This is a genomic window from Parapedobacter lycopersici, from assembly GCF_040395035.1.
In the GTDB taxonomy this organism is placed as follows: domain Bacteria; phylum Bacteroidota; class Bacteroidia; order Sphingobacteriales; family Sphingobacteriaceae; genus Parapedobacter; species Parapedobacter lycopersici_A.
This window is the reverse complement of sequence record NZ_JBEBRB010000016.1, coordinates 23,179-45,197: the sequence shown is the minus strand read 5'-3', so window position 1 is coordinate 45,197 and position 22,019 is coordinate 23,179. Positions and strand designations below refer to the sequence as shown.

Genomic DNA, 22,019 nt, shown 5'->3' with positions numbered 1-22,019 from the left:
GAATCCGGTGGCCGTATTACCACGACCACTTCCATTTGTTGAATACCGCATAGGCGCTGGCTACACCAGCACCAACTCCGGCACCAATCACGGTGCCTATGGGACCACCTGCTGAACCGGCTGAACCGCCTACTATTGCACCTGCGATATCTGCGGCAACCACGTCCGACAGCTCGGCCGGCGTCAGCTCGGCCAGCGATTCACGCAGGGCGTGTTTGGCCATACCGTGCGTGGCATTGTGCCAGTATGCTGCCGAGTAACGGGCTACTGCATACGCCTGAAGCAGCACGCGGCGATCTTCTTCCTTAACTGCACGACTATTGATCAGGTCCGCTTCCATGGATTTGATTCTCCGGATAAATTCGAACACACCGGAAGTGGCGGTACCATCGCCGGTGCCGGTTAACAGCGATACGATGGGAAATGGATTATACGGGCCGGGGGATCCAGGGGGCGTATTGCATAGCGATGGGATGATGTCGCAGATGTTCAGGGCGGCAAGTGCACGGGGATGTCCGTTGGTTAATTCGGCATATCGGCCGAGCAAGGACTGCAACCGGTATTGTTCTGGCTCGTTGAACGCTTCATCCTGCTGCCGGTAAAAATCCTGCGTGACAGCCATTAATTTCTCCCGGTCTACTCCGTCTCCGGCTTTGACTTGACCGGCAAAATAATCGAGGTACGCATTGTGGATCCGGCCGGTGCCATCTTCGGGGTTTCGCGCATTGGCCATCTGTTCGATGCTGATGCTGCTTTCTGGTGCCGCGACCGGCTCAAGCGGATCCCCTTTATCGCAGGAGACAAGACCGACAGTGAAACTGAGCAACAGCACGCTTACGTAATTTCTCTTTTTCATAACCATGTAATTTAAAAGGTGAAACTTGTTGTTCTTTGTAGGTATATCAGTCCACGGGTGTGGTTGTTACCCCCGGTATATTGAAAAAAGGGAAAATAAGTTACAAGACATTGTTTATCAATAAATTAATTTAAAAAATAGATGGCCGATCACTCGTGGGTTATCGCGAATAGGAAGTGAAATAGGGTTGAATAAAAAATGATTGATACCTTTAACGGCGAATGACATTCCAAAGAAGCGAAACGGCATCAAAATTTAAGAAGAGAACACATGATCCAGTTTGAAGAAGCGGTGATCGGCAAGCTGATCCTGCACCGGATAGCAGCGGAAGGCAATTCCGTGATAAGCAAATCACCCATTGATTATACGGACGACGAAGCAACGGTACTGAAAAAAATATTCCTTAAACCTTTCCTCACCACAACGCAGACATTTGAATTTAAACACGACGTAAACATCGACTATAACATCCTGTTCAACCTTGCCAGGCGGATTCACACCAACGATGATTTCACGGAATGCTCCGAAAATATTGCGCAGCACCTGATCTCATCATCCAGGCATCCCAACATCAAAGACGGCGATGTTTTTATTGCGAAGTTTGACGGCGTTTTAATGAATAACAGGACTTATGCGGCGCTGGGGATTTACAAATTTGAGGATAAGGAGCATTTTATTGAAACAGCGACGGACAACGGTGGTGTGGGGATGAATGTCCGAAGGGGAATCGGGAACAAAAAGCCCGATAAGGCTTGCCTGATCTTGTTTTCCGACGAACCGTATACATTGCTTGTCGTAGACAGCAACCCCAATGAAACCGACTACTGGCAACGCGATTTTATTAATCACCGGCCGAAAAACGACGACGTCAACAACACAAACAGCTTCTTGACACTGACAAAAAACTTCATTACGACCCAGATTCAGGAAGACTTTGAAGTAACCAGAACCGATCAGATTGATTTGCTGAATCGATCGGTGGATTATTTCAAGAAACGTGAAACCTTCGATAAAAAGGAATTTGAAGAAACGGTTTTCGGCGATCCTAATGTAATTGAATCATTCCGCAGGTTTGATAAGCATTACCAGCAGGACCATGAACTTGATTTATCGGATAGCTTTGACATCGCGTCGCAGGTCGTGAAGAAACAGGCCCGGATTTTCAAAAGCGTGCTGAAACTGGATAAAAACTTCCACATCTACATCCACGGAAGCCGCGAACTGATTGAACAGGGTGTCGATGAAAAGGGCCGGAAATATTATAAGATCTACTATGAGCAGGAATTATAGGTAGGCATTGCCTTGTGCAGATCTTCCCGGCAGCATCAGTTGCCCAGTTGCTGGATGAACTGTTCCAGGTCACTTTCCCTGGGAAGTCCGAGTTTCTGTTTGAGCCGGTATTTGAACATACGCACACTCTGCACCTCCACGTGCAATGCCTGCGCTATCTGCTTGGAATTCATCTTCAGGTAAATATAGGTGCAATATTTCAGGTCCAGCGGCGTAAGCTTCTGTACCGCTTTTCCGGTGAGCTGATTAAAAAAACCAGGATGTAATTCCTGCACCTGTAACTTAACCTCTTCAAAATCGGCATTAAGCAGTGCCTCTTCTTTGAGCAGTTTACGCACGTGATGGGTGTCACCTGTTTTGAGCTGGCTGCGGATCTGGTTCAGCATATCGTTTTTATGTTCGATAATCAGCGAATTGGCCAGCGCTTCTTTCTGCAACCGGCCCCGCTGCAGTTCGAGCAGCTCCTGTTCGGCACGGAGACGGGCCTGCTCCTCCTTTTCCATTTTCAACTGCATGGCCGCATAGCGCTCGCCCTCTTCCTTTTCATTGGCCAGTTTTTTCTCCCGCTCAATGGAATAGCGAAGCCTGAAGTGATACGAACTGAACATAAATACCAGTCCGATAAGCAGTGCCAGTGCCAGCCCACCGTAAAGGTAACTCTGCCGTTTCCGGAGCGAAGCCGTTTCAGTAAGCAGTTTCAGCTGTTCGTTCTTCTTTTCGGTTTCATATTGGATTTCCAATTTCTGGGCGTTAAAAATCTGTTCGTGGTCCAGGATCTGCCGGAGCCGGGTCTCTGCCTGCCGCTGGTAATTAAGGGCTGCGGGATAATCCTGCTTCTTGACAGCAATATCCGACAAGTGTTTAAAAATCGTATACGCTTCCTTATCGTGGGCCTGATCACTTTGCTGAATGCGGCTCAATCCCTGAAGCAGGTATTTTTCCGCCTGTAAAATGTTTCCATTACCGAGGGCAAATCCACTTTTAATACCGTATACGTTTACCCACTTTTCCGCACTGGCCCGGTGCTGTTCCAATTCTTTTTCAGCGAGTCCGAGGTAAAAGTAGGCCTGCCTTTCGCGTTCCGCTGCGGGGGCATCGGAATAAGTCAGGTAAAAATTGCCCAGGTTAATACAGGTGATAGCAAAGGTATTGCCGCTTACTTCCCCAGCATGCTCCTGCTGGATGGTAAAAGACCGTTTCAGGTAATGGTACATGCTGTCGAGGCTGGCGCGGTTCCCCGACTTTCTATAATCGGCCAGGTACATACTGGAAAGACCGTTGTTAACGTTGACTAATAAGTTGGGCTTTCCGATGCGCTGCGCATACGCAGCACATGCCAGGATGTATTTCTCCATTTTCTCCCGGTCGCTCCATTTGCTGTATGCACTGTACAGGAGGTAATTCAGGTGATAGCGCGTAGTCAGTTCACCTTCATTACCATCGAGGTATGCAAGGCCTGTTAGTGCATCTTTTACCACCTCATCGGGCTCATTGAGGTAATTGGCCAGAAAGGCCTTTGCACGATAAGCCACTGCTTTCGCAGCTTTATCCGTGGCGTACCTCATACTGCTGTCCAACAGTCGTTTACCCAACAACAGGCTATCCATGGCAACGTAGATGCCGCTTTGGTGTGCATACAGGTAAGCCAAGTCATCCGGCTTATCGGCGTGTGCCCGAATAGCAGCTTCCAGTGTTTTCAGGGCTGCTCCGTTCTGGTTCTCCAATTGCAGTTGTTCTACGTGCTCAAGCGTGGCTGCGGTCTGTGCATCAATAGCCTTGACCTGGGCCATGGCAGTCAGGGGGGCCGACAACAGCAATAACGCAAGATATTTGACGATTTTGGTAGTATCCATGTAGCTGTTCGGATGGGTTCCGATGCAATAATAAAATATTTTCCGGTAACGTAGCGCGTTCATGGTGCGAGAAACAGGAACTCCAGGGACCTGAAAACCCGGTTATTTCACCGTTTTTAACCACTGTAGATACTTTGTATATAATTAAACACCACTCCATAGATGATTTGTCGCGCCAAAAAAACAACGTTTCTTTTTTTTCTATCCAACTTTGCCTGATCATCAATAAGGAGGAAACATGACTGCCAGAACTCAATCCATTTTAAGTTATCTCGGTATTTTTTGGCTGATCGCTTATTTTGCCGGAAAGGGCCAGCGTGATCCGTTGAGCGCATACCACCTCAAACAGGGTCTGGGGCTCCTTGTTATCGGTATTTTTTTTAACGTCGCCGTGTTTATTATCAGCCTGGTGTCATCCATGGTCGCTTCGGCGGTAAGTTACGCTGGTGTTTTATTGCTGTTGTTGATGGTATTTGGAATCATTCACGCAATAAACGAGGTAAAGAAACCATTGCCCGTAATCGGAAAGGGCTTTGAAAATCAATTTCCGTTTTTGGACAACTGATCACATACCAATGAAAGGAATTTTACACAGCCGTCTGTATATGATTAATTGCGACAGCAAAGGAGGTAATGGAATACGGCCAGCAGATTTTCGAAACCGATCAATTAGCAATTGCCTATGCCAAAAAGCATAACCTACCCTTTGCGGTATGGTAACGGATTTTGGAAGTCCGGCAGCAACGGAACACGGTATCAACATTAATATATCATTTAAGCACAAAGGAATATGTGGTTAGCGATCGACAAAATGGAACAGTCCGTTCATCACACGGATGGTTTAAAAAATCCCCAAAAAGCCGGAAATGACATGGTACTGGGCATATACAGGAATCACGTAAGAACGGTTATTTATAAGGCTTATACGAAGAAGACATTCGGTGAATACTGGGATATTGCTGAAAATAAAAAAATTCCGAAACGGGCCTGGACGCAGGAAATGCGGATGTTCTATGCAGATCGTGCAAAAGAAGTCCCCAAACCGCCCTATTTAATTAAAGTCACTATCTTCGGCTGGATATTCCTTACCTTATGTATCGGTATTCTCGCCAGCCTGGTTTACGATTCGTTCAAACCACCGTTACCAAAATCGGCACAGGTGAGCGCTATGGAAGCCCCTTTGGTTCCCGGCGATGTCTTCTTCGGGCACTTTGAAGCGTATAAGAAAAAAGGAGACCGAATAGCTTCCGGCATCGGTTTTGGCTGGTTCAAAATCGTCAGCATGAAACAGGACACGTTCTACGTGGCGAAAAGTACAGTTATGAGCAAAAATCACCAGTCCAGTGAAAAACTGAACAGTACAGACTTTGAAATGGAAACGATTCCGGCTACCATAACCGAGAAAAGCGGTTACACCATCCGGCTGATGGCCACGGACGGGAAAACGGAATACTACCTGGACGAAAAGAAACCGTAATCCGATTGGCAAATGCAAAAAAGAAAATCGAAGATAGGCAGTACAATCCGGCTTATCGGTGTAATTGGGTTACTGGTATTCGGCGTTATATTGTACGCCACGATAAAAACAAAAACATCGAGCCTGAATAAGGTAGCTCCGTTTGATCAGCTAATCGGGCAGACTGTCCAGTTAAACCGGGAGGCCTACCTGATGCAGGAAATACCAGTGCGCAACGATGACTATCCGTTTGTGCTAATGGACCCCGGGCATGAAAATTTTCAGTGGTATATCGACCGGACAGCAATTGACCCGCCGGAAACGGTGATATTGGATACGATTCCCGCGGGCACCCCGATCACGTTCGAAAGGGCCATCGTTTACACGAATGGGGTGTCCGGGCATTCAACACCCTGCATCTTTGGATGGCTATCTATTAATGGCAAAGATTATCGCGTGGAATATTCATGGGGAAAGCTGGATTTAGCTAAATGGTTCGACCAAGAAAAGAAAAGCTGGAAATTCTGGCAGGCACCCTGGCAGGAAGCGCCGGACACCACGTATTATGAAGTCCCTGCGGCCCAGTGGTGGTAACCTTGCCGGCGCCGGAATCACGGTAAACCGGTCAGTCGCAATAAACGAGCGCGGCATAGATCAATAGATAACCTTGGCAATCCGGTCAGGTATTGCTATATTTGATTTATCTGCAACTAAATCATTAGATCCCCTTGAAATATCAACACATCCAACCTGGCTGGATTATGATTGCGGTATTTGTGCCCGCAATTGTTTTCCTAGTGGTCGCCTATATTTTCCAGCTGGGTGAAAAACCAATTGACCTGGGTGGATTATGCCTGATAAGTGCTGTATTGCTTTTGCTGTTATTATGTTTCTACCGCATGAAAACGATCGTTGAGCAAGGTGTCATTCACATCAGTTACGGCATTGGGTTAATACACTTTAATTTGAAACCGAAGAACATTTCAGCCGTAAGGGAAGTGAAGATCCCGTTCTATGCCGGATTTGGTATCCGGATTACCCCTTCAGGTATGCTGTACAATATCCACGGGAATAAAGCAGTGGAAATACGCTATGGGAAAAATGGCACGCAAACGCTACGGATCGGCACCGCGGATGCAGCCGCACTAAAGGCGGCCATCATCACCCATTTCAGCGATGAATTTGTTAAGGATCAATCCTGATCATGCTCGTTGAACCAGATATCCATGTATGTTTCCGGATGCCGTTTAAACTGTGCGTAAACGTAGGGGCATAAGGGTACAATCTTCAGCGCATGTTCCCGGGCATGGGAAACCAGCTTATCCAGCAGCAACCTTGCAAAACCTTTTCCCTCGTGCGCAGGATTTACTTCGGTATGGTAAACGATCAGCTTACCGCCAGCAATGGCAATATCCATTTTCCCTGCCTTCTGGTCATCAGTGAATAACTGGATCTCTCCCCGGTTATTGTGATTTATAACGACTTCTGTTCTTTCCATAATGCTGTTTTACCTATTATACGTGATTTATTTTAACCCGTTAGCGGACACCGATGTTTATCCCTCTGTCAGTTACGAATGCAAGTTACGATATCCGACGGTCATATTTATTAATCCAAGTTAAGAAACCATCGTAAATATCAACCTTCATCCATGTCGACCCCTTAACTTAACGAGGATTCATTTAACTGAATCACCTTCCGCTCCTCACGCGGGATTTCCGGTAACGCCGTTTCCCCTTAAAACGGCCAACGAGCAAGAGCCCTGCAATAAACCCGCCGATATGTGCTGCATAGGCAACGCCTCCCGCTTGCTGGCCGCCGAGTGCCCCAAGGCCGTTACTAACCTGAAAGATAAACCAAAGCCCGATAGCCAGGATAGCAGGCACCGAAATAATAAAAAACAATATCCAGACCGTAATCCGCTTATGGGGGAACAACACGACATATCCGGCTAGCACGGCTGAGATCGCGCCTGAAGCCCCCAGGCAAGGCATCAACAAGTCCTGGCCGAAGAACAGCGTACTGAATACGTGGCTCAGGCCACTCAATATACCACAAAGGAGATAGAAAAGTAAATAACGGAAATGTCCCATGCGGTCCTCCACATTGTCACCGCATATCCAAAGGTAGAGCATGTTACCTGCCAAATGCCCGATTCCGCCGTGCATGAACATCGCGGTAATCAGTGTAAGGAATACGGGAATTCCCGTTGGTTGCAGGCCCGGCATCTCAAATGAGCCGCCCAAAGCCGGGTCGATGATCAACTGGCTATCGGTGACGATATCCTTACCTGTAAGGATTTCTGCGGGGATGATCGCGTAGGCATATGTAACGTGAATGTTGTATCCGAAGCCCTGCAAAAATATAAACACCAGTATATTGGCGATGATCAGCAGGTAATTGACAAAAGGAAATGATTTCCGGTCATGGTTTTCGTCTCCGATGGGCAATAACATAATGCGGCTTTTATGGATTGTACGAATATAGGAAGACTTTGCTTACCGTGAAAATGGCGTGATGTCACAATTGCGCAGTTTCGATTAAGCAATTTGACTAACGGTATATTCCTGTGAATTGAACACAAAGCGCTGGCCAATTGTTTTACCCAGCAACTGGGTGCCAATAGGCGAAACCGGCGAAACGATGCCATAGGCCCGGCCATCTACCTCCAGACGGCCTATGCCAATGGCAATGAAAAACGTTCCGCGATTTGTTTCAACCAAGCTACCCAGCGTAGCCGGTCCCGATTGCGGACGGATATCCACGGCGGCCAGGTGCTGTTCCATCTGTTTGGCATTTGCCAGCGACTGTTGGTACCGGTCAATTTCCTGCTGCATCATTTCGCGCGTCGTCTCATACTTGTCTCCCGCACTGCTCTTTCCGTCGCTGGCGGCCGCTTCACTGGCTGCGGCAATGGCCTGTTGTGCATGCGTAATACGCTCACTCACATGCTGTCTGCACGCCTCCAGCAGGTGTTGTTTAATCGAATTATCCACACAGCCAATATCCAAAAAAGATGTCACTTTCTACATAACGTCAAAAAATTACATACAAACCAAAAGAAAGGCATCACCTGCCCCGGATGATTTTAGTGCGCTGTTTCTGTTGCCCAGTTAAGCCAGCTCGTCACGGGCAGATGATCGGAAGGATAATGATCGCCATTGTAGGTATCCGATAACACCTGGTAATCCGCTACCTGAAAATGCGGGCTTACGAAGATGTAGTCGATCCGCCCTCCGGGCTGGCCCTGGAACACACCTCCCGGAAACCCGGTACCCTCCACGCCGACCCGTGGGGATTGGGTTACTTCATAGGCGTCTGACAACAGCTCCTTTACCGCTTGTATTTGAGTGGTTTCGGAAAGGGAATTGAAATCGCCGGTGCAAATGACCGGCTGATCACCGGCAATTTCCCGGATCTTGCGGGCGAGTAGCGGTCCCGACTGTTCCTTGGCGATGTATTTCCGCCAGTAGAAATGTACATTGAAGAAGAAAAATGTCTTTCCCGTTTCCTTTTCCCGGAACTGTGTCCAGTAGCAGATCCGGCGGTCGCTGGCATCCCACCCAATGCTTGGCATATCCGGTGTTTCGCTAAGCCAGAAGACACCCGAGTCCAGTGCATCAAACCGTGCTGCTTTATAAAAAATGGCGCAGTTGGATAACAGCCCGTCCTGCCCGCCATAAGGATGCGCCAGGTAGGCATATCCCGGTAGCAGTTCGCCCAAATCGGCCAATTGCGAGGTATTGCCTTCCTGTGTGCCAACGATGTCAAAGCCGTGGCTGCTAATCAGTTCGGACAGGGGTTGCTTGCGTATGTCCCAGCCGTTACCTGATTGTTCATCGGCCTCAGCAGCATAGCGGATATTATAAGAAGCTACGCGGAATCCCGGTTGGGCCTGCAGTTGTGCCTGACTGCAATTGATTGCAGCCAGGAAAAGAAAAATAAAGAAATAGTGTGTTTTCATGGTTATTTTCTCCTATTAATTGACGTCCCACCAAACTTTGGAATTGATATTATCGCCGCCCATGGCCTGTGCAGCGGCTTCATAGTTTGTCCGGTTGTATATGGGCTGCACATCCGGATAAAGCAAGCGGGAGGGCATTACGCCGTCATTTAACATCGAATGAGTGGTAGGCAGCTCGGGGTACCCGGTGCGTCGGTATTCTGCCCATTGTTGGTTATCGGTAAAATAAAGCGCCAGATATTTGTGCAGCATAATGCGTTCAAGCGTACCGTCGTATTTAGCCAGGTTGGTTTCAAAATAACTTGCTGGCACGGTTTCGCCGGTCCACAGCTCAATTGCTGCCCGGATGCCGTTTTGGTAATGGGTTTCCGCATCATCCAGGTGTCCCTTTTGTGCCAGTTCTGCCTTAATGAAACAGATTTCGGCATAGGTAAGTATCGGAATGATCATGGGTGCTACTACCTGCTGGTTATTCATATAGGAGGGCGAATAAGTAAATTGCTCGTTGTCATATCCACTTGGGATCCCCTTATAACCGATTGGGTCTCCTTGTTCCGTGGCCTGTCCCACGTAAATCGGCCTCCTGGGGTCTTCCAGCGCATTTAGCGTTTCAATAAAAAACTGACCCACAGCGTGCTGGTTACTGAAATCAAGTGCCCGGGACCAAGGCGAGATATTCGGGGTAACCCCGGTCACGTGAAATACTGCGGCTTCCGAGGGTGCATCGATGATCGGTGTAGCAGCGGGATCGTTAACGATGACCACCATTTCCTGATAAGCCGACGGGCGGACGTCCGATACGCGCAGCAACAGGCGCAGGCGCAGGGAGTTGGTGAATTTTTGCCAAAGGCGGGTATCGTTAGCGAAAAGGATATCGGTACCATAGGCCATTGCAATGTTATGATCATACAGTGTATTTGCGGTTTCGAGATCGGCCAGCAATTGCGTGTAAACCGTTTCCTGATCGTCATACTTGGCTTGGAGAATGCCATCTTCCGCCTGTGAAGCTTCGGAAAACGGGATATCCCCGAAGGTATCGCTCAAATTGGAATACACCCAGGCATTTAACGTGAGCGCAATGGCAAGGTAATTAGTTGACTGGTCCGCTTCCGCAGTGATCCGCATCTCACGGATGTTTTTGGCCCATTTGTAAGCAGCATTCCACTGCGAATTCCCGGTAGTGGGCAGAATCTCATACCGTTGTACCCCACCGTAATATGCAGGGTACGGCAGCTGTACCTGCATCAGCTGACAGTTGATGTTATAGTGATTGGTGACATTATTGGAGGCCATGTTGTAGATGACCTCATTCAGCAAGGTACCCGGACTGATCTGGTCAATCAGGTTCGGATTGGTATTGATTTCCTCAAAGTTATTATCGCAGCTCGAAGCACCTAATAATAAGCTGCATGCTGCTAATATTGTAATCGTTTTCATCTGACTTTCTTTTGTTAATTAAAACCCAACTTTCAATGTAGCCCCATAGGTGGCCGTGTATGGCATCGGTGCCATTTCAAGCCCGGGCACGAAGGATGTTCCGTTCATGGTACCACCTTCCGGATCCCACATCGGGAACTTATCAAACACGGCAATATTTCTTCCGAAGACACTGAGGGAGAGGTTGTCTATATGAGCTCCCTGAACAAGGGATTTCGGGAACGTATAGGTCAGGGAAACCTCCCTAAGTTTGATAAATGACGATTCGAACACTCCGGTTTCGGCGATCTGGTGCAGCTGGCTGTAATACGTCTGTGTATTTACGGGAATGGTATTTTCAACGTACCCGCCACCAGCAACAGGCATCACCCCTTTCCCAATGATTACCCCTTCATCCCGGCCCGGTATGGTGTTGGCCATAAAGCCATCCCAGGAGGAACGGTTATACGTATTGGACAGGATCAATCCCCCGTATGAACCGTCGATCGTGGCATTAAACCGGAAGTTTTTATACCGCAGCGTGTTGGTTATCCCGGCACGCCAGTCGGGTGCAACGTCTCCGAGGTATTCGGTCGTTGCCGTCCGCACCGGAACCCCGTTTTCAAATACCTGATTGCCTTGGTCGTCCCGGACGTACTTCGTTCCATACAGGTCGGTCGTGCTGCCGCCGACTGTGCCGATCAGGGAACCCTGGTATACTGTTGCCAATGTCTGGCGCTCAAGGTTGTCGTTCAGGGAGATAATTTCATTGTGGTTGGTCGACCAGTTAGCCGTGATGTCCCATTCAAAATTGGTGTTCCGGATAGGTGTGGCGGTGACGACAACTTCTACGCCATTATTACGCACCTCACCGGCATTGATCACCCGGCTGCTGTAACCGGATACGATATCGCTCGGCAGTGAGAGAATTTGGTTTTCGGTGGTCGAAACGTAATAGGTAAGATCTAACCCCAAACGGCTATCGAACATCCGGTAATCGATACCGGTTTCCCAGCTCGATGTAATTTCCGGTTTAAGGTTTGCATTGAACATCGCTGCCGGCACTACTGCTGAGCTGGCAAATCCGCTCTGGCTGTAATACTTCGAAATTTGGTAGGGGTTGGCATCGTTACCCACCTTGGCATAGGACAGCCTGTATTTAAAGAAGCTTACTGGCTCCGGCAGGGTGAACAACTCCGACAGGATGACACTGGTTGTCACCGACGGATAGAAGTAGGAATTATTACCCGCCGGTAATGTGCTCGACCAGTCGTTACGCCCGGTAGCATCAAGGAAGACCTTGTCATCCCACGATAGCGAAAGCATACCGTAGAAACTGTTGATCTGCTTACGCCTGTCGTTGGTGCGTACGAGGGGATTGTTGACGCCGTTGGCCAGACTGTATACGTTGGGGACAATCAATGCATCCACTTCCGACATCACGTTGCGATGATCATAAGACATCCGGCTTCCGCCTGCCATCAATGTATAATTAAGCCGCGCTGCAAAGGTGTTCTTATAGGTTAGCAGGAAGTCGGCGTTGATTTCTTCGCTCGTCACGTCCTGCCGGCCGTAATATCCCCGGGGGTGCTTTTTGCTGGAATAACCCCGGTGCGTTTCACGCAATTGCGACAGGGAGTTCAGCGAAACCCGCCCCATCAGGTCCAGGTGATCCGATAGCTTGATATCTGCCTTGACGTTGCCGACAAGCTGATTGCTCGTTAACGGGTTCGTATCTACATACATCAGGTAATAGGGGTTAGTCGACCAGGCAGAAAATGGATTTAACTGCTCCAGGTTTTCCCGGCCTTTTACCCAGATTGGTTTGTACCAATCCGTATCCACATTAGGCAGCAGGAACATCATAAAGTAGCCCAGCGAGCCGTTGCTCATACCAAACCCGGGGAGGTTGTCGCTGCTTCGGTTATTATAGTTCATCACGGACGATAACCGGATCGCATTGGTAATTTGGTAATTCCCATTGAAAGACACGGTATTTCGTTCGTAGCCCGTGTTAGGAGCGATATACCGGTTGTCCGTACGTCCCAGGTTGAGCCGCATGGAACCGCGCGAATCACCGCCCTGAAACGACAATGAGTTTTCAAACGTCATGCCCGTGCGGTAGAAATCTTTCATGTTATTTCTGTATGGCCTCCATAGCGTCCTTTCCGCCCCTTGGTCCTGTGTTATGGGGTCATACTGGTAGTAGTACTGGCCGTTGAATTTCGGACCAAAAGCTACCGGTGTTCTGGTGCTGGGGCCATCTTCTGAATCGTTCCACGAATAGTACTGCTCACCGGCTTCATTAACGCGGGCAATGCCGCCTTCGCCGTATTCGTACTGATAGTCCGGCCAGTTGATAATGTGGTCCGTTAGCAGGGTAGAATTAAAACTAATGCCTATTTTCTGATTTTTCTGTCCAGATTTCGTTGTGATAATCAACGCGCCGTTGGCTGCCCGGGAGCCGTACAGGGCCGCTGCCGACGGTCCTTTCAATACCGTTACGCTTTCGATATCTTCTTGCCGGAGTTCGGAGACCGCATTACCATAATCAACCGGTGCCTCCGTACCGTAGGCCGCCCCCACGTTGTTTCCATAAGCCGTGGTTTCCTGATTCATCGGTACGCCATCGATGACAATCAATGCGGCGTTTCCGCCCGGATCCAGCGATGTGGTGCCACGCAGCTGGATGCTCTGCGAGTTAATCGGTCCTGTACTGCCGGAAATAATATTCAAGCCAGCAACTTTACCTTTCAGTCCTTCCGACCAGTTCGTCGAAACTGCCGTAGCCAATGCTTCTGCATTAACGGTCTGCTGTGCATAACCCAATGCTTTCTCTTCACGTTTGATTCCAAGTGCGGTGACGATCACCTCATCCAGATCCGTTGCCTGTTCCGTTAACCGCGCCAAAATGGAGTTTGTGTCACCTGCCTGCACCAGAAAGTCGGAGACCTCGTAGCCTGCATAGCCGATAAGAGAAAATCGGATGGTATAACGTTCACCGGCGGTTAAACCGTGCAGACTGAACAGCCCTTCGGTATTGGAGGTTGTTACAGCAATCCGCGCGCCTTTGCTGTTGTTTGCCGTCACCGTTACCCCCTGCAGTAACTTCCCCCTGCTGTCTACCACCGTGCCCTGTATCCGCCCATCCTCCTGGCCATGTGCCGGGAATACCGCCAGTAGGTAAAGCAGGCATACGACCCACCGGAAGCTGTCAATTAGTTGTGTTTTTTGTTTCATCAGTTGAATCCGTTAATTTTTAAACTTGTTTTCAAACCGATTTTCTTAGTGCAAAGGCATCCCATTCAGCTTAAAAAGCTGTCTTTTGCAACCTGGAAAATCTCGGTATTTACTTGTTGGTAATTACAATGTGATCCTCTTTTTCATATCGATAATTCAAATCATTCATGGTGCATACAATGGACAGCATGGTTTCAAGCGAATCCGTTGGCAAAAAAGCACCGGAAAACGACAGCCCCTTCAAACGGGTTCCCTGCACCGTGATGCGTATCCCCCGTGCTTCGGCCAGCCGCTGGAATACATCTACCAGGGGAGTCCGGCTGAATTGCAGGGTTTCAGCAACTCCCCTGCTTTTTAGCCGGCCCCTGACGTCGCCGGAACCCAGTGACGGGGTATGTGTCATGGAAAGTGTCTCTTCCAGCGCATCGATGCGGAGTTCATCACCGGGTTTGAGATAAGTAGCTGCCATCACAAATGGGGCGGACCGGGTAGAAGTGACCACAACTTTTCCGGATAACAGTTGGATCATCGTTTTACCTGCTTCCCGGGTGCTGACAATGAATTCGGTACCCAGTGCCGTAGTGGCGAACCCATTAGCATATACCGTAAATGGCTTCTCCCGATTCGGCATCACCTTGAAAATGGCCCTACCGCTTAACCGGACTCCCCGGGCGTTGCTTCCGTATTCGGAAGAATACGTGAGTTCGCTGTTCGGCGAAAGGCGGACAACAGAACTGTCCGGCAGTGAAATCAGCTTCGCTTCCTGCCCCGTATTTTGATGGGTGATCGGCGCGGGAACAACCAGCGCCTGTTCCTGCGGGATTTGTTCCGGTCGAGACAGGATGTGCAGCGTTAGCCCAACCGCCAGACTTAACACAAGCATCGCCGCAGCAGAAATCCACAGGACTGGCCTAATCCGTGTGCGTTGGGCTGTCTGACCGGTTATTCCCGCCCGAACGTGTATACGCTGTAACCACGTATCGGATTGCGGCACGTCGATGATGGGTTGCTTTTCCGAATGGTCGTTCCGCATATATGTACGCTCCATCAGGGTTCGCAGCTCCCGATGACGGTGAAGGTAATCCAGCAAGATGTGCCTTTCCTCTTCAGAAGCCTTTCCCGACCAAAACTTTTCAATCAACTGCTGTAGATTCCTGTTTGTCATTTCAATAATAAATACGATAAGGCTGGAAAAAGGGGGTGGGTAATCAGGTTAAACAATCGTTAAGTTATCTTAACAAAAAGATCAATTGGACAGTAGCATGAACAATACCGCTATTTCCGCGAGGTGTTGCGGATATTTAGCACCGATATATACCTTTATGGCCTTGGTAGCGTGTTTCAAATAATCTTTTACCGTCTCGGTGGAGAGGTCGAGCATGTCCGCGGCTTCTTCGTTTGTCTTCCCCTCGAGCCGGCACAGCCGGAACACTGCTTTCCGCCGGGCAGAAAGTGATTCAACTGCTTCTTCGATGGCATTCAGCCGCTGTTCAAAGACAGCCTCGTCGTGCGTTTCGTCATCCAGTAATGGTTCAAACCGCACATAACTGTCCACGTATTCCTCTGGTCGCCGTACCGCCTGTTTTAAAAAAGTAAGTGCCTTATGGTAGCTTACGACAAACAACCACCCCGCTACCGGCCGGTCGGACCGGATTTTAAAACGATTTTGCCAAAGCGACACAAACACGTCCTGCAGAATGTCCTCGGCGTGTTCCGTTTTTTTTACCAGTTTGAAAATATTGGCGTAAACCGCTTTATAATGACGCCGGTAAACGGCATTAAATGCAGCGGCATCTCCCGAAGCAAGGGCGATCAGCTCGGCTGATTCACTGGGCAATTTATGCATATTACGCATGACGCAAAACTATCAAGTGCGTGGTGAACGGATAATCAACAATTCGTTATTAAATTGTTAATCCAGCATATCGCTCAGGAAAAAATCAGCACCCATTCCTTCCGGTTTCGGTGCTGCTGAACGTTACACGCAATCGTAAGCTAAAAGGCAACTTCCAGCGTAACCAACCTGTGTCCAATAGTTACCGTACGATTTTACGCTAATCTGACAAACAAAAAGCACATATTAAAATACTATAAAACAACACGTTACCATATACACTTGTCTGAGTAAAAAAATCAAACAGTTGTTTAAATTAAACGTTTGTTTAGTTTTGCATCATCAAAGTCAGCAAGATGGAATATAGTGAAAAACAACGGCAGATCATGGACGTCGCACTGGCGCTTTTTGCGGATCATGGTTATCATAAAACCTCAATACGCGATATTGCGCGGGCAGCCGAGGTAAACGTTGCCATGGTATCCTATTACTTCGGTTCAAAAGATAAGTTGCTGGAAGCTATTTTTATTCATCGTTTCGGCACCATGCGGGAGATACTGCGCGACATCATTTACGAGAAAACGCATTCACCCATTGAAAAGGTCGAAAAATTCATTGATATTTTCATTGACATGCTGGTACAGCACCAGTTGTTCCACCGGCTGATGATGCGCGAATCGAGCGTTATCAAAGAAGGGCCATTATTCGACATGATCTACGAGTTGAAGACAACCAACCGGAGGCTGGTGGAAAAAGCCGTGAAAAACGGACAGCGTCTCGGCGTATTCCGGAAAGACGTGGATGTCTTTTTTATGTCGTCCGTGTTAATCGGCAGTGTCAATCAGAATCTGGCCAACCACCGGTATGAAATGGAACATACACAATGGACCGTCGAGGAAAAGGAAGTCGCTAAAAAGAAACGTATCAACGCGTTACGAAAACACCTGAAACGCATGTTCATCGCGTACCTGACCTTTGATGAAGGGCAATAACGTAAACAAATTAAGCTATTCAAATGAACATAATCCAATTATACTGTAGACGAATTAGTACTGGTTTACTGGTTGCGGTTAGCCTGATTGGTCCCGGCGCGGCAACGGCCTATGGCCAGTCGCGGGCATTGGGCCTGGAAGAGGCCATTGCGTTAAGCCTGAACCACAGTCATACGTTGAAAATAGCAAACAGCCAAATTGATGAGGCTATTGCAACGGTGAAAGAGGCTAAAAACCACCGGCTGCCCGACATCGATGTATCGGGGCAATACCTCCGGGTAAATAAGCCGAATGTGCAGCTGAAAATCGGCGGCACCCAGGAGGCCAATGGTGAAGCGGAGCAGGGTGCCGCTACGCCCAACGTCAGTCAGGCCATGTTTGGCATGGCTACCGCTACCTTGCCCCTATTCTCGGGCGGACGGATCAGCAGTGGAATCGAATCGGCTAAATACCTCGAAAAAGCGGCTGAGCTGGATGCCGAAGACAACAGGCAGCAGGTAATACAGAATACCGTTGCGGCATACGTTAACCTGTATAAGGCCCAGGCCGCTGTCAAATTAGTGGAAGAGAACCTGCGGTCTTCAAACCGGAGGGTGGCCGACTTTATTAATATGGAGGCAAACGGCCTGGTAGCACGTAACGACCTGTTAAAGGTCCAGTTGCAGGAAAGCAACCTGGAATTGGCGTTGCTGACCGCAAAAAATGAGGAACAGATATCCAACTACAATTTTGACCTTATGCTGGGGATCGCTGAAAATACGCCGCTGCTACTTGACAGCACCGTAGTGGAAGGGCGCGCAGCTGCCGGTACGCTAATGGATTGGGAACAAACGGCACTGAACCACCGTGCCGATGAAAAAGCACTGGAAAACAGAATCCTTGCAGCACGTGCCGCAGTAACAGGGGCTAAAAGCAGTTACTACCCCACCCTGGCGCTGCGTGCGGGCTACGTAGCAGTTAATGTCCCCCATGCGCTCACCGTGACCAATGCCATGAATGCAGGTGCAGGATTGAGCTATAACCTGGCTTCGCTATATAAAGCGGGTGCCACCGTGCAGCGGGCCCGTGCGCGGGAGGAGGCTTTGAATTGGAATCGGGAGCAACTGCAGGACGACATCAAAATCGAAATCCATCAAGCCTATCAGGACCTGGATCAAAGCCTGAAAAAAATAACCGTTTGCCAGAAAGCGATGGTACAGGCCGATGAAAATTTCCGGATAACAAAAAATAAATATGACAATAGCCTGGCGACCACAACTGATCTGCTGGATGCGGATGTAGCCAGGTTACAAACCCACATCGATTATGAATATGCGAAGGCCGATGCCCTGGTTTCATACTATCAGCTCCATGAACGTGCGGGTATCACGGTAGCTCTGTCAGCATCGCAGCAAAACGAACAACCCATCAACAGGTATCACAATAAGTAATGGAAACAACTCAACAGCATCCGGCCGAAGCGGCTGGGAAAAAATCAGGAAACAGACGGTTCGCCCTCGTTTTTATCGTACTTATTTTAATCGGCGGCACGTATGGTATTATCAAATACCTCCACGCACAGCACCACGAGGAAACCGATGACGCGCAGGTAGTCTCGGTAATCAGTCCGGTAATTCCACGGATATCGGGTTACATCCGGGAAGTCCGGGTCAAGGATAATGAACAGGTACGTGCAGGCGACACCCTGGTGGTTCTCGATAACCGGGATTTCAAGATAAAACTTGCGCAGGCAGAGGCGATGCTCGAATCGGCAAAAAGCAATGTCGTTGCAGCAGGTGCAGGTGTGGCCGTGGCCCAGGCAAATATCAACACATCTGAAGTCAATATCGGGACGGTGGAGGCCCAGATTGAATCAGCGAAAATTGACCTTTGGCGTGCAGAAAAGGATTTTGAACGGTATGCTAACCTCATCGCCGATCACAGCATTACCCAGCAGCAATATGAGCAAGCCTTGGCTACCAGGCAGCTGGCCGAAAAACGACTCGATATTCTGGAGTCACAACGACAGTCCGCCGCGCGGCAGGTGGATGCGGTGAGCCGGCAGAAGTCAGTAAGCAGCAGCCAGACCCAGGTAGCCAATGCGCTGATCAGACAGCGCGAGGCCGAGGTGGATGCCGCACGCCTGACCCTTTCGTATACGGTGATTACGGCCGCTGTAGACGGTCAGGTAGGCAAGGTTAACCTGCAGCCCGGCCAGTTTCTGGCCGCCGGCCAATCCTTGTTTCATATTGTACCGGCCACAGACAAGTGGGTTGTTGCGAATTTTAAGGAAACCCAGCTGACCCACATGCATGTCGGACAGAAAGTAGCTATCCAGGTAGATGCATATCCCGATACCACACTGCACGGAACGATCACCTCCTTCTCCCCTGCTACTGGCGCTGTCCAATCGCTTTTGCCACCGGATAACGCTTCGGGTAATTTTGTGAAAGTAGTGCAGCGGGTGCCGGTCCGTATTGATTTTGACCGGGAACCGGGCAATGCAAATTTTATTGAGAAAATCCGGACCGGTATGAACGTGCTGGTAGACGTGTACCTTAACTGATACCATGCAACAGGACTTAACAGTCGAATACGGTTTTCGCAGGGTAATCGTGACTATTACCGCGGTTTGCTGTGCCCTGTTGGAAATTGTGGACACCACAATTATCAATGTGGCCCTCAATGAGATGCGCGGCAGCATGGGTGCCACGTTAAGCGAAATCGGCTGGGTGATCACCGCCTATGCGATTGGGAATGTAATTGTCGTGCCGTTAACCAGTTTTCTGTCGCAGCAATTCGGTCGGAGTAATTACTTCGCCGCTTCCATTGTCCTTTTTACGATCTGTTCGTTTTTATGCGGGAACGCTACGACGATGTGGGAGCTTGTACTTTTCCGCTTCCTTCAGGGCGTGGGCGGAGGAGCCCTGCTGGTAACCTCGCAGACCATCATTACCGAGGCGTACCCGGTAGAAAAACGCGGTATGGCCCAGGCCATTTACGGGCTGGGAGTCATTGTAGGCCCCACACTTGGTCCGCCATTGGGCGGGTATATCGTGGAACATTACAGCTGGCCGTATATCTTTTACATCAATTTACCCATCGGTGTCATTGCCACCATGCTCACGTTAACGTATATAAAAAGTCCGAAATATGGCGAGAAACAGGCAGCAAGTCAGATCGATTGGTGGGGGATCGTGTTTCTTGCCGGCGCCGTGGGCTCGCTCCAGTTCGTACTGGAACGTGGACAGGAGGAAGACTGGTTCTCCAGCGGCATGATTCTGGGATTCGCCATCTTATGCGGTATATGTGCCTACCTCTTTATCTGGCGGGAACTAACCTATAAAAATCCCATTGTGGAGTTACGGGTGTTAAAAAACAGCAACCTTCGGGTCGGGACTATACTCTCGTTCATTCTCGGGTTCGGCTTATATGGATCCACATTCATCATTCCGCTATATACCCAGAATTCATTGGGCTGGACCGCCTACCAGGCAGGCCTGCTGATGGTGCCCTCATCATTGGTAACCGCTTTTATGATGCCTATCATCGGGCAGGCCATCCAGCGGGGTGTCCGGCAAAAATACCTGGCGGCTTCCGGCATGTTTCTGTTTTTCATTTTTTGCATGTGGGGATACCACATTTTGACACCCGATACCGGTGACGACGCATTTTTCTGGATGTTGATGCTGCGGGGCCTGGCGATGAGTATGCTGTTTATTCCGGTTACTACGTTATCGCTGTCTACCTTGCGGGGGAAACAAATCGGTCAGGGTGCGGCGTTTACCGGAATGATGCGCCAGCTTGGCGGCTCTTTTGGTATTGCCCTGATCACGACGTTCATGACCCGCCGGAATGCGTTGCACCGAAACGACCTGATTGGCCACATCAATCCGGAAAATGAAGTTTTTCAGCAAAGTTATCAGGGAATGGTTGCCAATTTTATGCAGCATGGAATGCCAGCAAACGAGGCCCGGGCCGCCGCATTGCATGCGCTGGACGGATCCGTTATGAGCCAGGCCGCCGTCCTCTCGTATATGGATGTATTCCTGTACATCGGAATCATGTTCCTGATCTGCGTGCCTTTTATTCTGATGTTGAAAAACAACATGTCAACAGATAAAATTGATGTGTCTGCCGCTCATTAGCGGCTACGTCGTGTACCAATGTACAGCTACTGGTATATCCTAACCCAATCCACAATCAGTTGTACGGGCAGCTGTGCAGGGTCCACCTCACCTACCCAGCTGCCGCCCAGTTGCTGGTCAATCAGCAGGTAAAAGGGTTGATCGTATGGCCATTGTGAGGGATCTACGCCTGCGACGCGCGGATAGGTGAACGTATCCTGACCATCCAGCTGGAATACAATCCGGTCCGGATACCAGCTGATGCCAAAAACATGGTACCCGTCACCCGGAAGCGGTGCTATGCCGGAATGAGGCGGATGATCCGTCTGCTTCAGGTTGAGCGTATAGTGGGAATGGGTAGTCTGGTAAATAATCGTATCGTGATTTAGGTGCTCCATGATATCAATCTCGCCATTTCGCGGATACGCGCCATACCGGTTCTGTTCGGCCAGCATCCACAGGGCCGGCCACGCTCCCTGCGCATTTTCCAGCTTTGCACGGATTTCCACCCTCCCGTACTGGAATGCAAATTTACCCTTACTCCGAATACCTCCCGTAAGATACGGACGATGGTCAATCGAAGTATCCGGGTTGTTGATACCCAAGAGGTATAATTGTCCGTTATCCAATCGGAAAAGCTGATCATCGACGCTCATATGCCGGTTCCAGTCGGAAGTGCCCGGCGTAATGCGCGACCATTTGGACGTGTCGAGTGCAGCTTCATCGAATTCGTCATGCCAGATAAGTTTCCAGTTTTTTGCTTCCCTCCCCTCCCGCTGCACATAAATATGCCGGTTGTCCCCAATACGTTCCGTGACCTTGCAGGCAGCAAATAACGTTGCCATTAACAGCAATACAATATGCGTTTTATTCATTGCATCGTTCGTTAATCATTTACACCATGTCTAAAGTTACCGTTTATTTTCGGTTGCACGGACAAGAAATACTGGTTTTCTGGGATTTACCCGTGTATTCCCGGAAACTATCTTTGCATCTGACAGATAAATAACGC

At 49.2% G+C, this 22,019-nt stretch carries 20 protein-coding genes; 9 read left to right on the top strand and 11 right to left on the bottom strand.

Annotated elements, in window-relative coordinates; translation table 11 throughout:
- Positions 1-16 precede the first annotated feature (16 nt).
- Complete coding sequence (locus ABWO75_RS05670) at positions 17-856, bottom strand: hypothetical protein (protein ID WP_353183447.1); 840 nt, start codon at positions 854-856, stop codon at positions 17-19.
- A 270-nt stretch (positions 857-1,126) separates the two neighbouring features.
- Here ABWO75_RS05670 and ABWO75_RS05665 point away from each other — a divergent pair, with 270 nt between their 5' ends.
- The gene (locus tag ABWO75_RS05665) at positions 1,127-2,146 is read left to right on the top strand and encodes a nucleoid-associated protein (RefSeq protein WP_353183445.1); all 1,020 of its coding nucleotides are present in this window, start codon (positions 1,127-1,129) and stop codon (positions 2,144-2,146) included.
- Between the two features lie 35 nt (positions 2,147-2,181).
- Here ABWO75_RS05665 and ABWO75_RS05660 read toward each other — a convergent pair whose 3' ends face one another.
- A complete protein-coding gene (locus ABWO75_RS05660; RefSeq protein WP_353183443.1) occupies positions 2,182-3,999 on the bottom strand; it encodes a helix-turn-helix transcriptional regulator in 1,818 nt (605 codons plus the stop codon).
- Positions 4,000-4,237: 238 nt separating this feature from the next.
- Between ABWO75_RS05660 and ABWO75_RS05655 the strand changes: the two genes are divergently transcribed.
- From ABWO75_RS05655 to ABWO75_RS05640, 4 genes are all read left to right on the top strand, one after another.
- Positions 4,238-4,564, top strand: a complete 327-nt coding sequence (locus ABWO75_RS05655; protein ID WP_353183441.1) for a DUF4870 domain-containing protein — start codon at positions 4,238-4,240, stop codon at positions 4,562-4,564.
- Positions 4,565-4,789: 225 nt separating this feature from the next.
- Positions 4,790-5,476: a hypothetical protein gene (locus ABWO75_RS05650; RefSeq protein WP_353183439.1), complete on the top strand. Its 687-nt coding sequence runs from the start codon at positions 4,790-4,792 to the stop codon at positions 5,474-5,476.
- Between the two features lie 12 nt (positions 5,477-5,488).
- Positions 5,489-6,049, top strand: a complete 561-nt coding sequence (locus ABWO75_RS05645; RefSeq protein WP_353183437.1) for a hypothetical protein — start codon at positions 5,489-5,491, stop codon at positions 6,047-6,049.
- A gap of 134 nt (positions 6,050-6,183) precedes the next feature.
- Positions 6,184-6,657, top strand: a complete 474-nt coding sequence (locus tag ABWO75_RS05640; RefSeq protein WP_353183435.1) for a protein kinase family protein — start codon at positions 6,184-6,186, stop codon at positions 6,655-6,657.
- Here ABWO75_RS05640 and ABWO75_RS05635 read toward each other — a convergent pair.
- From ABWO75_RS05635 to ABWO75_RS05600, 8 genes are all read right to left on the bottom strand, one after another.
- Positions 6,648-6,953, bottom strand: coding sequence for a GNAT family N-acetyltransferase (locus ABWO75_RS05635; protein ID WP_257657801.1), 306 nt, complete (start codon positions 6,951-6,953; stop codon positions 6,648-6,650). The genes ABWO75_RS05640 and ABWO75_RS05635 overlap by 10 nt on opposite strands.
- A 193-nt stretch (positions 6,954-7,146) precedes the next feature.
- Complete coding sequence (locus tag ABWO75_RS05630) at positions 7,147-7,911, bottom strand: rhomboid family intramembrane serine protease (protein ID WP_353183432.1); 765 nt, start codon at positions 7,909-7,911, stop codon at positions 7,147-7,149.
- An 84-nt stretch (positions 7,912-7,995) separates the two neighbouring features.
- On the bottom strand, positions 7,996-8,451 hold the full coding sequence (locus ABWO75_RS05625; RefSeq protein ID WP_353183430.1) for a 3-oxoacyl-ACP synthase: 456 nt from the start codon (positions 8,449-8,451) through the stop codon (positions 7,996-7,998).
- A gap of 92 nt (positions 8,452-8,543) precedes the next feature.
- Positions 8,544-9,419, bottom strand: a complete 876-nt coding sequence (locus ABWO75_RS05620; RefSeq protein WP_353183428.1) for an endonuclease/exonuclease/phosphatase family protein — start codon at positions 9,417-9,419, stop codon at positions 8,544-8,546.
- Between the two features lie 15 nt (positions 9,420-9,434).
- Entirely contained in the window at positions 9,435-10,856 is a 1,422-nt protein-coding gene (locus ABWO75_RS05615) for a SusD/RagB family nutrient-binding outer membrane lipoprotein (RefSeq protein WP_353183426.1), read from the bottom strand.
- 18 nt (positions 10,857-10,874) lie between these two features.
- Positions 10,875-14,075 (bottom strand): SusC/RagA family TonB-linked outer membrane protein, encoded by a 3,201-nt coding sequence (locus tag ABWO75_RS05610; RefSeq protein WP_353183424.1) that lies wholly within the window; start codon positions 14,073-14,075, stop codon positions 10,875-10,877.
- A 109-nt stretch (positions 14,076-14,184) separates the two neighbouring features.
- The gene (locus ABWO75_RS05605; protein ID WP_353183422.1) at positions 14,185-15,240 is read right to left on the bottom strand and encodes a FecR family protein; all 1,056 of its coding nucleotides are present in this window, start codon (positions 15,238-15,240) and stop codon (positions 14,185-14,187) included.
- Positions 15,241-15,321: 81 nt separating this feature from the next.
- Entirely contained in the window at positions 15,322-15,930 is a 609-nt protein-coding gene (locus ABWO75_RS05600; RefSeq protein WP_353183420.1) for an RNA polymerase sigma factor, read from the bottom strand.
- Between the two features lie 335 nt (positions 15,931-16,265).
- Here ABWO75_RS05600 and ABWO75_RS05595 point away from each other — a divergent pair, with 335 nt between their 5' ends.
- The 4 genes from ABWO75_RS05595 to ABWO75_RS05580 are packed head-to-tail and all read left to right on the top strand — an operon-like array spanning position 16,266 to position 21,028.
- A complete protein-coding gene (locus ABWO75_RS05595) occupies positions 16,266-16,901 on the top strand; it encodes a TetR/AcrR family transcriptional regulator (RefSeq protein WP_353183418.1) in 636 nt (211 codons plus the stop codon).
- A gap of 23 nt (positions 16,902-16,924) precedes the next feature.
- The gene (locus ABWO75_RS05590) at positions 16,925-18,331 is read left to right on the top strand and encodes a TolC family protein (protein WP_353183416.1); all 1,407 of its coding nucleotides are present in this window, start codon (positions 16,925-16,927) and stop codon (positions 18,329-18,331) included.
- Positions 18,331-19,446, top strand: a complete 1,116-nt coding sequence (locus tag ABWO75_RS05585) for an HlyD family secretion protein (protein ID WP_353183414.1) — start codon at positions 18,331-18,333, stop codon at positions 19,444-19,446. The genes ABWO75_RS05590 and ABWO75_RS05585 overlap by 1 nt, the downstream gene beginning before the upstream one ends.
- 4 nt (positions 19,447-19,450) lie before the next feature.
- Positions 19,451-21,028: a DHA2 family efflux MFS transporter permease subunit gene (locus ABWO75_RS05580; RefSeq protein WP_353183412.1), complete on the top strand. Its 1,578-nt coding sequence runs from the start codon at positions 19,451-19,453 to the stop codon at positions 21,026-21,028.
- A gap of 26 nt (positions 21,029-21,054) precedes the next feature.
- Here ABWO75_RS05580 and ABWO75_RS05575 read toward each other — a convergent pair whose 3' ends face one another.
- Complete coding sequence (locus tag ABWO75_RS05575) at positions 21,055-21,882, bottom strand: glycoside hydrolase family 16 protein (RefSeq protein ID WP_353183410.1); 828 nt, start codon at positions 21,880-21,882, stop codon at positions 21,055-21,057.
- Positions 21,883-22,019 lie beyond the last annotated feature (137 nt).